Consider the following 12,390-nt stretch of genomic DNA (forward strand, 5'->3'; position numbering starts at 1 on the left):
GAGGATCCATGACCGCGTACTACCAGCAGGTGCTCGAGGGCACATACGACAACCACGTGCTTCCGTTTTTGTGGATGAAGGGCGAGAGCCATAAGACCATTGCCGAGTATCTGGAAAAGATCGCCGGCGCCGACATCCACGAGGTCTGTCTCGAAAGCCGCCCACACCCCGATTTTTGCGGCGAGGGCTGGTGGCGCGACTTGCGCTTTGTCATTGACGAGTGCAAGCAGCTGGGCCTTAAGCTCTGGATCTTGGACGACGCGCACTTCCCCACGGGCTTTGCCAACGGCGCCGTCAAGGAGGCCGTGCCCGAGCTCCGCAAGATCGTTCTCACGCACCGCACACTCAACATCGTGGGTCCCACGTCCGCCGCAAGCATCGCGCTCGCCAACATGTTCGACAAAACCGAGCACTTCTACGGCGTGACATTTATGCAGGACGGCAGCCCCGTCGACGTCGCTTACCGAGTAATCGACGATGCAGACGGCAACCCCAGCCGCCTGGTCTTCGATGCACCTGCGGGCCTCACGCAGGCATGCGTGATGTTCACGAGCGGCAAGACCTCCTACAACGAGGACTACATCAATATGGTCGACCGCGCCTCGGTGGCGCAGCTCATCGATGCTGTCTACGAGCCGCATTTTGAGCATCTGGGCGATGAGTTTGGCAAGACGATCCTGGGCTTTTTCTCCGATGAGCCCGGATTTGCCAACGAGAAGGGCACCACGGGCCCCGACGGCATCTCGGATACGCTCATCGGCAAGGCCACCGCGCCCCTGCCCTGGTCGGCCGAGCTTGAGCGTCGCCTGCGCACGGCGCTGGGCGAGCGCTACCTGGACGAGCTCCCGCACCTGTGGGACCGCGAGCCGGCCGGCGCGCATGTACGCCACGTCTATATGGACATCGCGAGTACCCTCTATAAGGAGTGCTTCTGCGACCAGCTCGGCGACTGGTGCCGCGCGCACGGCGTGCAATACATCGGTCACGTAATCGAAGACAAGGACTGCCACGCGCGCCTGGGCGTGGGCGCCGGGCACTACTTCCGCGCCGTGGGCGGTCAGGACATGGCGGGCGTCGACATCGTGATCAACCAGCTTGTGCCCGGCATGGACCGCGGCCTTCACAGCTACGGACGCGGCGTATGGGACCTCGAGTTCTATAACTACGTGCTGCCCAAGCTGGGCTCCTCGGCAGCACACCTCGACCCCAAAAAGCAGGGGCGCTGCATGGCCGAGGTCTTTGGCGCATTTGGATGGCACGAAGGCCTGCGCGAGATGAAGTGGATCGCCGATCATTTTTTGGTGCGCGGCGTCAATTGGTTTGTGCCGCATGCCTTTAGCATGGCCGCCTTCCCCGACTGGGACTGCCCGCCGCATTTCTATGCGCATGGCCAAAACCCCCAGTTTGCACACTTTGGGCAGCTCATGAGCTACATGAACCGTACGGCGAGTCTGCTGAGCGGCGGGCGTGCAACGACCCCGGCGGCGCTTCTCTACCATGCGGACGCCGAGTGGGCAGGCGAGGCGAACTTTATGCAGCATGCCGCCTCCGAGCTTATGCGCGCGCAGGTCGACTTTGACATCGTGCCAGCAGAGGCATTTGAGGACGCAGGGCGCTATGCCGTTGAAATTGCCGCAGACGGTAGCGGCTTTAGCGTGAACGGCCAGGCATACCGCTGCCTGGTGATGCCCGGAGCCGAGTTTGTCGGCGGAGCCGTGCTCGACTTTGCCGCGCGCGCCGCAGCCGCGGGCGTTGCCGTGTACGCGCTGGATAAGTTGCCGAACAAGCGCTACGACGGCGACACTGCAGGCCGCGAGGGCTTTGCCTCCCTGGATGCAACCGCGCTCGCCGGCATCAAACTCCTGGCGACCACCGGGCTCGCAGGCACACTTGCCAATACCGGCATGCAGACCGTGGTTTGCGCCGAGCCCCAGCCCTGGCTGCGCGCACTGCGCTACGAGCGGGCGGGCGAGAGCTATCTGATGCTCGTCAACGAGCATCCCAAGCAGGGTATCTCCACTCAGGTTGCGCTTGCCGACGGCACACCCGTTGCAGGCGCGCGCCTCGACCTGCTCAACGGCACCGAGCCCGCCGCCTTTGACGGCACGCTCGAGTTGGCTCCCTACGAGAGCTGCATCGTGGTCCTTGGGGCTACAGGTTCCGCCGGCGCGGCAACCGTTGGAGACGAAGCCGCATGCATCGACGGGCCCTGGGCGGTTGCCTTCTCTGCCCCTGGCACCGATGCCTTTGGCGAGCCTGTTGAGCTTGCAGACCTGCACGACCTTTCCTCGGCCGAGTTCCCCGGCAAGGCCGGCACATTCCGCTACCAGGCCTCCTTTGTCCTGGGCGAAGCGGTCACCAGCACCGTCATCGACCTTGGCGAGGTCTTTGAGACCGCAACCGTCGCCCTCGACGGCAAATCCCTCGGCACCCGTATCTGTCCGCCTTACCGCTTTGAGGTCGGCGCGCTTTTGGCCGGTGAGCACGCGCTTACGATCGACATCATCAACACCCTCGATCACGCCGTCCCCGACATATTCGGCATGACCGAGCCCTCCGAGCCCAGCGGCCTCTTGGGGCCCGTACGTGTGCTCGGGTAACGCCCCGGGCGCAAACGGCCCAACAAGGACAGTGCCCCCATGTTGAGCCCGCACGGCGTCGAGCGGTCCGTCGTTCATAGACCGGCGGACCAAAACTCCCAGCCAAGCCGAACGTTTTATTTATCGTTATGATTGGTTTATCGCGACGCAAACGCATAGGAGCCATATGGATATCAGGCGAAAGATCACGCAGGGCAAAAGCCTCACCCCCACCGAGCAACAACTTGGGCAAACGGCCCTCGCCATGGGCGAGGATGTGCGCGGGCTTTCCATTAAGGAATTTGCCGCGTGCGCCAACGTTTCGGTCGCGAGCGTGCACCGCTTTTGCAAAAAGCTCGGCCTCGAGGGATTCAAAGACCTCAAGGTCGAGCTCATCCGCCAGGCGACCGAGGCGGGCAATCGGCGCGACGTGGACATCAACTTTCCCTTCGATGCCACCTCCACCCCCGCACAGGTAATGGAGCGCATGGAGGGGCTCTACCAGACCACCTTGGCCGAAACGCAGGAACTGCTCGACCCCGCACAGCTCGACTACGCCGCCAAGCTCGTCATGCGCGCCGACACCGTGGACATCTACACGGGCTCGCATAACCTGTATCCAGCGGGAATGTTCCGCGATCGCTTGCTTTCCGCCGGTAAAAGCGCGACGTGCTACGGCAGCGTCGAGGCGCAGGTGCGTACGGCGCTCGCCTCGGGCCCCGACCATGTGGCGATTGTCATCTCCTACAGCGGCCTTGCCCCCAACCTCAGGGAGATCTTGCCGATCCTCAGCAGTCGACGCGTCCCGGTCATCGTCATCGGCACACCGTACTGCGCCCGCATTCACCCCGGCTTTGCCGCCTATCTCATGGTGAGCGACCACGAGAGTATGACGCACCGCATCACGCAGTTCGCCAGCCACATCGCCGTGCAATACGTGCTCGATTCGCTCTACAGCAGCTACTTTGCCAAAGATTACGCCCGCTGTTCCGAGTTCCTCGAGCGGTCGTTTCCCTACACCCGCCTGCCCGGGCTCAAGTAACGACGAGCGTGGATTTTTGGACACTCAGATAACGAGCGTGGATAATCTCCCACTTTGAGCCCGCACACAGGCCAAAACCGGGAGATTATCCACGCTCATTTTGGGTCCCCTGGGAAACGCATGAGGAGGGCGGATAGACAGCCGTTATTTGCGAGGCGTCAGCGACGTAAAGAGCCCGTGTTGGTTGCAGTAAAGATATATCCTGCCGCGCCCGGTAATATGGAAGCGCGGCTGCACCGATTGCTCTGGATAGAGCTTCTTAAAGCAGACGCCGTCCATAGTCGCATATGCCACAAAGCTAATGTAGTGATCCTTGGTCATGGGATGATCGAGCGTGACGTACCAATCGTCCTCGATGCGCTCGATGGAAAAGGCGTGGTCCGCGTCCGGCTCTTCGGCCTCCTGGGGAAACATCGTGGAGCCACAGCAGCTAAAGCTGCCTTCTCCGAGCGCGTGCACAACGTTTCCGCAGATAGGGCAAACGTAAAAGACGCCTTTGAGCATATTGCCTGCACGGTTGGCGTTGGCCCGAATGTCACCAGCCAAAAGCTCAGCCACGCTTATGCCGAGTCTCTGGGCCAAAGGCTCAACGAGGGAAATGTCGGGAAGGCCGCGGCCGGATTCCCACTTGCTGACGGCTTTATCGGTCACACCAAGGCTTTCCGCCAGGGCGCGCTGGGTGAGGCCGCGCTCTTCGCGCAGCTGCTTAATGGCATGCGCTGCCAAAAAAGTATGGGAGGCATTGGTTTGCCGTGTCTGGTTCATGGGCTGTCCAATCAAATTGAAGAAATGGAGTGAACCGGTTCGACAGTCAGTATCCATTTGAAGGCCAGGCTCGACAACCTACGCTGCGTAGACATGCGCCAATCGAACGAGCGCGGATTTTGGACGCTCATCCTAAGTAGTCATTTAAGAACGTCCCCAATGACTACATCAGGAGTGTCCCCAGATGCCGCATCGCCAGCAACGGGAGTGCCGATGTCTTGGCAACGACAGCGAGCGGGCCGCATTTGAGACAAGGTGACGTGAAACGAAAGGGCGCTGACCTTCTGGTCGCGCCCTTGAAGTTGAACGTCAGATTGTCCAAATGCGGCCCGCGCAGCGTCGGCCGGTTACGGCGTTTGGTAAAACGCCGTAACCTACTTAACTCCGTACTGCTCGTAGTAGGCGTCGATAGCGGCCTTGAGCTCGTCATCGATGACGACCTTGCCGTCGATCTCGTGGTTGTAGAGGGTCTCGACGACCTCGGCCATGGAGACGATGCTCGCGACGGGGAAACCGTACTTGGCCTCGATCTCCTTCTGCGCGGTGGTCACGCCACCCTTGCCGACCTCCATGCGGTTGAGGGAAACGATAAGGCCCTTGATCTCGACATCGGCAGCAGCCTTGACCTTGGGGTAGGTCTCGTCGATGGACTTGCCGGAGGTGGTGACATCCTCGACCATAATCACGCGGTCGCCGTCCTGGGGCTCATAGCCCAAAAGGTTGCCCTTGTCGGCACCGTGGTCCTTGGCCTCCTTGCGGTCACAGCAGTACTTGACCTCCTTGCCGTACAGCTCGTGGTAGGCAATGGCGGTCACGACGGCCAGCGGAATGCCCTTGTAGGCCGGTCCAAACAGCACGTCGAAGTCGTCGCCAAAGTTATCGTGAATGGCCTGGGCGTAATACTCGCCCAGCTTCTTGAGCTGATAGCCCGTCACGTAAGCGCCGGCGTTCATAAAGAACGGGGACTGACGGCCGCTCTTGAGCGTAAAGCTGCCGAACTTAAGAACATCGGACTCGACCATAAACTTGATGAACTCTTGCTTGTAAGCCTCCATGCGGGCTCCTCTCGTAATCGCGTACGTGTCTTCCAGTTTAGCGCAGGCAAGGCGCGTTGCGGGCGCGCTTTGGGGCCTCAGCATTCTGTAAAGGCTTTGTCAGGGGCAATGGTTTTCCAAACAAAGGGGTTGACACGGCAAACCCCCTCATCAAAAATACGGGCGGATTAAAACGGGTACGAGATACCCAAAGCGCGCCGCGCCCGGCCTTAAGGGGGTGTGCCATGGAAGGCAGCCATAGTCGAAAAACCTGCATGTCGCCCTCGGCACGCCGCGAGGATTCCGCGCACGCATAAGCGCCACTAACCGATCGTCAAAACCACCACAAAGGTGCCTGTCCCTTTGTGGTGGTTTGAAAGCATGACGTGAGCGACATCTAGGTTTTTTGAAGCAAATACGACACGTACGCTAACTCCCTTCAACAAGGAGGACCCTATGCTGATGCTCAAAACCGCCACGGTACTCGAAGCCATCTCCAAGCGCCGCCGCACGGCGCGCCCCGCCGCTCGCGCCGGCATGTCCAAGAACATCATATTCGCCGCCACCCATAGCGCCGAGGACGCCCTCGTGCTGCTCGACGCCACGGCCGACGGACTCACTGCCGAGCATGCCGCCGAGCGCCTGAACGCCGTCGGCCCCAACACCATCGAGGCGCCGACCAAGACGCTTGTGCGCCGCATCGCCGACGCATTCGTTGACCCCTTCGCCGGCATCCTCGCCGCGCTCGCGCTGGTCTCGCTCTACATCGACGTGCTCGCCGTGCCCGAGCCGCAGCGCGACCCCTCCACGGTCATCGTCATCGGCATCATGTTGCTGGTATCGGGCGGCATGAAGTTTATCCAGGAAGCCCGCAGCGGCAATGCGGCCGAGGCCCTCAAGGACCTGGTCTCTAACACCTGCTGCGCCCTGCGCGACGACGAGCGCCTCGAAATCCCCTTCGACGAGCTCGTCCCCGGCGATGTGATCCGTCTCTCTGCCGGCGATATGGTGCCGGCCGATGCCCGCATCATCACCGCGCGCGACCTGTTTGTGATCGAGTCCGCGCTCACGGGCGAGAGCGAGGCCGTCGAGAAGACCTCTGCCGCAGCTGTCATTGAGGGCGCCGACAGCTCCGCGTTGCCGCTGTCTGCCTGCAAGAACATCGTCTTTACCGGCACCTCCGTGCAAAACGGCACCGCCATGGCACTCGTCGTTGCCACCGGCTCGGACACATACCTGGGCGGCATCGCCAAGATGCTCAACGGGCGCGGCGAGAAGAGCGCGTTTGACCGCGGCGTCTCGAGCGTCTCCATGCTGCTCGTGCGCCTCATGCTCGTTATGGCGCCGGCGGTCTTTGCCATCAACGCCGCCACCAAGGGCAACGTCATCGATGCGCTGTTGTTCGCCACGAGCGTGGCCGTGGGCATCACGCCGCAGATGCTTCCCGTCATCGTGACCACGAGCCTGTCGCAGGGCGCCAAGGACCTCGCCCGTCGCCAGGTTATCGTCAAGGAACTGCCGGCGATCCAAAACCTCGGCGCGATGGACGTCCTGTGCTGCGACAAGACCGGCACCCTCACCGAGGACCGCATCGTGCTCGAGCGCTACCTCAACACCGACGGCAACGAGGATGCACGCGTGCTGCGCCATGCGTTTTTGAACAGCTTCTTCCAGACCGGCCTCAAAAACCTTATCGACCTGGCCGTCATCGACCGTGCCGATGTGACGCCCTCGACCGTCGTGCCCGATTCCATGCTGGGCCAGAGCCTGCGCGACCGCTATACCAAGGTCGACGAGGTGCCCTTCGATTTCTCGCGCCGTCGCCTGAGCGTAGTTGTCGCCGACGCCCAAGGCAAAACCCAGATGGTTACCAAGGGCGCTGCCGAGGAAATGCTCGAGATCTGCTCCTTTGTCGAGGTCGATGGCATCGCTCAGCCGCTCACCGACGAGAGGCTCGCCCAGATTCGAAAGCAGGTCGCCGGACTTAACGCCGAGGGCCTGCGCGTGATTGCCGTGGCGCAGAAGACCAATCCGCGCTGCGTGGGCGAGTTTGGCATCGCCGACGAGTGCGACATGGTGCTGATGGGCTTTTTGGCCTTCCTCGATCCGCCCAAGGCGAGTGCCGCGGGCGCCGTCGCCACCCTCGAGGCCAAGGGCGTGGCGGTCAAGGTCCTGACCGGCGACAACGATCGCGTCGCCGCCACCGTCTGCGAGCAGATCGGTATCGACGCGAGCAATGTCTTGCTGGGCTCCGAGATCGATGCGCTCGATGACGCCGAGCTTGCCGAGCGCGCCGAGCACACCCACCTCTTCGCCAAGCTCTCGCCGCTGCAGAAGGCGCGTCTGGTGCGCGTCATGCGCGAGCTGCTCGGCCACACCGTGGGCTTTATGGGCGACGGCATCAACGACGCCGCCGCCATGCGCGCGAGCGACTGCGGCATCTCGGTCGATTCGGCCGTCGACATCGCCAAGGAATCCGCCGATATCATCTTGCTTCAGAAGGACCTGGGCGTGCTCGAGCGCGGCATCATCGAAGGCCGCCGCACCTACGGCAACCTGCTCAAGTACCTCAAGACCACGGTGAGCTCCAACTTTGGCAACGTACTGTCCGTGACCGTCGCGAGCCTGTTCCTGCCGTTTTTGCCCATGAGCGCCCTGCAGCTGGTGTTGCTGTCGCTGGTCTACGAGATCGTGTGTATCGCGCTGCCGTGGGACACCGTCGATGACGCCTGGACCGCCCGTCCGCGCGCCTGGGACGCCGCGTCCATTAAGGGCTTTATGCTCGAGTTGGGTCCCGTGAGCTCGCTGTTTGACATCGTAACCTTCGCCGCGCTCTTCTTTGTGGTGTGCCCTGCCACCGTAGGCGCAAGCTGGTCCGAGCTCGCCGGGACGGGCAACGCCGCAGGCATGGCGGCCTTTGTGGCGCTCTTCCAGAGCGGCTGGTTTGTCGAGTCCATGTGGTCGCAGACGCTCGTGATCCACATGCTGCGCTCCCCGCGCCTGCCGAGCCCGCGCGACCACGCCGCGCCCGCGCTGTGCGTTCTCACCGTGCTGGGCCTGGCGCTCGTCACCTGGCTGCCGGCAAGCCCCATCGCCGATGCGCTCGGCCTCTTGCCGCTGCCGGCGAGCTTCTTCGCGCTGCTCATCGGCATCGTCACCGCCTACATCGCGCTCACTCAGCTGGCAAAGCGCCGCTACATTGCCCGCCACGGCGAGCTGCTGTAACTCCACAGGCGCTCCCGTCAAAACCACCACAAAGGTGCCTGTCCCCTTTGTGGTGGTTCGCGCTGGCAGTGGCTGCCCAAAACAGCTAAAAAAGCCCCGTCCCAAATGGGCTAGTCCTTGGGCGCCCAGGACCAGAAAAAGTTGATGAGGGCCACACGTGAGGAGGCGCCGGTCTTTTTGTTGATCGAGGCGATATGACGGTAAAGCGTGGAGCGCGAAAGGAAGAGCGTTGCGGCGATGTCTTGAACACTCTCGCGCGATGCGACCAAGGCCTCCAAAATATCGCGCTCGCGCTGCGTAAGCTCAAAGGCGACGGCGAAGGTATCGAGACGCTCGTCGAGTGTGGACTCCGGCACCTCTGCGGGGGCGGGCTCGCTCTGGGCGGATACGGGATCCGTGCCAAGGTCGCTAGCAGCAAACGCCAGGTCGCCGCGCACTTCAACGTCATAGACCTGATGCCCAGACTGTCCCAGCAGCGAGATCGCAATGCCCACAAGCAGTACAAGCCCCACGCCCACTGCCAACAGCACGTTCTGGCTCGAGACAATCGCCACCGCCGGTGCCGTCACGAGCATCGCGCAAACGTTATTGATGACGCGGCCCATACACGGCCACAGATACGACCAATGCGCATACACCGAAATGGCGGCAAACTTCGCCGTGAAAAACACCACGAAGAAGCCCGCACCCAGATAGAAGATGACGGTGGCGGCAAGTATGTTGGCGCCGTTGGCATCGGTGATAAGCACAGCGAATGAGAGCGTGGACAACATGGCGGCGCAGGTCATGATGATGTTCATACACGAGCGCCCGCGCAGGTCAAATAGGGCGCCGGCGAGCAGAGCGCTCACGCCCATCAGCAAGCGCGACCAATCGCCCAAGTCAACGGACCCGGCGGCGTGCGAGATCGTGAGCCCCGCATTGAGGGCGGCAAACACCCCGGTAAGGCAGGCGGTTGCAATCGTCAGACGCACCACGGCGCGCCGAAAAGCCGCCGTTGACTCGGGATCGTTTCGCCATTTGGCGCCAAACTCCGATGCATCCACCGAAAGCTCGGAGATATCGGGTTCAGGCCCAAACTCAGATTCGCCGCGCAGCTTGGCACGGCGGACGCCGTGGAGGAGCGCCACCTGCGCGACCGCACAGGCAACAAAAACAAACTGCTGCGGAATCCCCGCGGGTATCACCATGTGGCTGAACACCTGAAGCAGGACGCCCAGAGCATATGAAAGCGCCGCCGCGCGCGCCAAGTACGGCGTCCGCGCAAAGCGCCGCGCAAAGTTGGCGTGAGCGGTCGATCCGCAGTAGCCCAGCGTGCAACACGCCATCAAACCGCCGGCAATTACCACCTCAAACCGAACCGCCATAATCATCAGCAGCAATGCCGACACCAGCAGCACGCCCGTGATGTCGCTCGTCGTATCGATCGCGCGGGGGCGGCGATAGTACAGAATAGGACGCACAAAAAAGCCGATTACGCTCGCACCGACGATGAGGGTCTCGTAGGTAGCAACCTCGCTCGGCGGCACAAACTCGGCCACGCGCATGTCGAAGAGGTACTCGCCAGCCAAAAACGTAAAATAGAACAGCGCCAGGCATATAATCTCCCGAATGCCCCAACGCAAATACGCTGTTGTGTCTCCCATACCTTTCATGAATACCCCCCCCCGCAGTCGCTTAATGGCCTGCAAACTCATTCTATTAGAGAACCAGTCCTAATATCGAACCTATCCTCAAAATGTCGCTAATTTGACCCCAACAGCCCACGGCGTAAACCGATTTTGAGCCGCAAGACCCAGAAGGGGCGCGCACGGCTTGCAGCTCGGCAAGGAGTGTCCCCAACTGCCACTCATTTAAGTACGTCCCCAATGAGTGCAAGTGACGCAAGTGCCAATCAAATGACGAGAGCGGATAATCTCCCACTTTGAGCCTGTATGCAGGCCAAAAACGGGAGATTATCCACTCTCATTCTGTGGGTAGCCATTGGGGACGTTCTTAAACGACTAGTCAAACAAGAACGTCCCCAATGATTATGTCCAATGCGCTACACCAGGCGCATGGCCTCCTGGACAGCACCGTAAAGGTTGGCGTCGTTGCCGAGCTCGGCCGCCTTTATCTGCGGCACAGGAATGCCGGCAAGGGTCCCTTCGTAACTCGAGAGGGCCAGCGGCATCTGCGCACGCAGGGCATCGACGAGCTCGGGATGGCACGAGATGCCGCCTGCGATCACAAAGACCTCGGGGTCGAGCACGGCCTGCAGGTTGATGAGCTGTCCGTCAAATGCGCGAGCGTAGCGGTCGAGCGCGCGCTGCCCCGCCATGTCGCCATCCGCGATCCACTCAAAGACGCGGCGGCCGTCCACCGGAGAATCCGCAGGCAGGCCCTTCTCGGCAACGGCGGCATCGCGGAGCGCACGCCAACCGCCCGAACCCGCAAAGGAGTTTTCCATGCTCGCAGCAGTCGTGACATCGTTGCGCAAGAAGCTAAACTCGCCTGCAAAGCAGTGCGCGCCGCGCAGGACCTTGCCGTCGATGACGATACCGCCGCCGATGCCCGTGCCGATAGCGAGCACCACGCCAAAACGCGTCCCGCGCAGAGCGCCAGCCGCATACTCACCGAGTGCACAGCACCTACCGTCGTTATTGACGGCAATCGGCACCCCCAGAGCCTCGCGCATGAGCTTTCCGAGCGGACAGCCATCCATAAACGTGAGCGCACCACCGCGATGGATCGTTCCTGTGACATCTCCCTCGTAGATGCCGCCGGGCGCACTCACGCCCACGGCGCTCACGCGCTCGCGATACGGCTCGACGAGCGAGATCAGCGCCGCGACCGTCTCATCAGCCGTGGTAAAGCCCGTCGGCAGGCTTCCGCGCTCGCGGATGGAAAAATCCTCGCCCAGCACAGCCCATTTAACGGCCGTACCGCCCACATCGATTCCAAAAAACTCCTGCATGTTCACTCCTTACAAGCGTAGCCCCGGACGCGCATCGCCGCGACCATCACAGGGGCCACCCCCCTGCGATGGTCGTGCAGCAAGTCACACCCGGAGCCGATTATCTCTGTTTTACGCCTCTAATTTGGTCAGGCGAAGCATCATATACTGCTTACTTGGGAGATCGATGCGGAACTTGCCCTCAAAGGTTCCGGGAAGCTCCTCCTCCGTCATGCCTCATGTGTCCACGACACGCACCTTGTATCGAGCGCCCGCCTCGCCCACAGACTCACGAGACCACTCATTTAAGAACGTCCATTACAGTCGAAATTGTCAGCCCGGGCCCGTCTCGGGCTACGATTGAGGCGCGCCCAGAACGGGCCGCCGACCGGGCGCCCGCGCACGGCCGAACGTCCCTGCCCCCGAGAGGGCCCGTTGGGTGCTGCCGGCGCGGGACGCGCCGCCCCCGACGGCTGATAGGAAAGTGCCGGGCAGGCGCCGCGGCTGGTAATGTGAGTGCCGAGGGGGAGGCCATCCGGTCGAACGACTACCGGAAGGATACCACCGTGAAAGCGCCATCCACCAGGCCCGCGGCCGTGCTCGGCCTGGACGTCGGCAAGTCCTCCCACTGGGCCTGCCTTATCGACCGCGGCGGGGAGGTGCTGGCCAGCGCCCCCGTCCGCAACAGGGAGGCCGAGCTCGACGCGCTGTTCGCCTCCGCGCCCGCCGGCACGCTCGTCGTGGTCGACCAGTTCCGCAACATAGGGTCCCTCGCCGTGCGGCGCGCCCGCGCCGCGGGGCTGGCGGTCG

General features: G+C 62.2%; 9 protein-coding genes. 4 read left to right on the top strand and 5 right to left on the bottom strand.

Features of this window, described 5'->3' with window-relative positions; translation table 11 throughout:
* The first annotated feature begins 8 nt into the window (after positions 1-8).
* A complete protein-coding gene (locus tag DW112_RS06275) occupies positions 9-2,600 on the top strand; it encodes a glycoside hydrolase family 2 (protein WP_118328584.1) in 2,592 nt (863 codons plus the stop codon).
* 166 nt (positions 2,601-2,766) lie between these two features.
* Entirely contained in the window at positions 2,767-3,621 is an 855-nt protein-coding gene (locus DW112_RS06280) for a MurR/RpiR family transcriptional regulator (protein ID WP_117839942.1), read from the top strand.
* 144 nt (positions 3,622-3,765) lie between these two features.
* Here DW112_RS06280 and DW112_RS06285 read toward each other — a convergent pair whose 3' ends face one another.
* Positions 3,766-4,386 (bottom strand): helix-turn-helix domain-containing protein, encoded by a 621-nt coding sequence (locus tag DW112_RS06285; RefSeq protein ID WP_117839941.1) that lies wholly within the window; start codon positions 4,384-4,386, stop codon positions 3,766-3,768.
* 374 nt (positions 4,387-4,760) lie between these two features.
* Positions 4,761-5,441: an orotate phosphoribosyltransferase gene (gene pyrE, locus DW112_RS06290; RefSeq protein WP_117839940.1), complete on the bottom strand. Its 681-nt coding sequence runs from the start codon at positions 5,439-5,441 to the stop codon at positions 4,761-4,763.
* Positions 5,442-5,876: 435 nt separating this feature from the next.
* On the opposite strand from pyrE, the gene mgtA reads away from it, so the two are divergent.
* Entirely contained in the window at positions 5,877-8,645 is a 2,769-nt protein-coding gene (gene mgtA, locus DW112_RS06295; protein WP_118328585.1) for a magnesium-translocating P-type ATPase, read from the top strand.
* Between the two features lie 110 nt (positions 8,646-8,755).
* On the opposite strand, the gene DW112_RS06300 is transcribed toward mgtA, so the two are convergent.
* From DW112_RS06300 to DW112_RS10135, 3 genes are all read right to left on the bottom strand, one after another.
* Positions 8,756-10,300, bottom strand: coding sequence for a helix-turn-helix transcriptional regulator (locus DW112_RS06300; RefSeq protein WP_118258730.1), 1,545 nt, complete (start codon positions 10,298-10,300; stop codon positions 8,756-8,758).
* A 389-nt stretch (positions 10,301-10,689) separates the two neighbouring features.
* Positions 10,690-11,601, bottom strand: coding sequence for an ROK family protein (locus DW112_RS06305; protein WP_118066435.1), 912 nt, complete (start codon positions 11,599-11,601; stop codon positions 10,690-10,692).
* Positions 11,602-11,712: 111 nt separating this feature from the next.
* The gene (locus tag DW112_RS10135) at positions 11,713-11,814 is read right to left on the bottom strand and encodes a DUF5605 domain-containing protein (protein WP_158567560.1); all 102 of its coding nucleotides are present in this window, start codon (positions 11,812-11,814) and stop codon (positions 11,713-11,715) included.
* 332 nt (positions 11,815-12,146) lie between these two features.
* Here DW112_RS10135 and DW112_RS10080 point away from each other — a divergent pair.
* On the top strand, positions 12,147-12,390 hold a 244-nt coding region (locus DW112_RS10080), incomplete at its 3' end, for an IS110 family transposase (protein WP_233545876.1).

It is taken from the genome of Collinsella sp. AM09-41 (assembly GCF_003473245.1).
Lineage (GTDB): Bacteria > Actinomycetota > Coriobacteriia > Coriobacteriales > Coriobacteriaceae > Collinsella.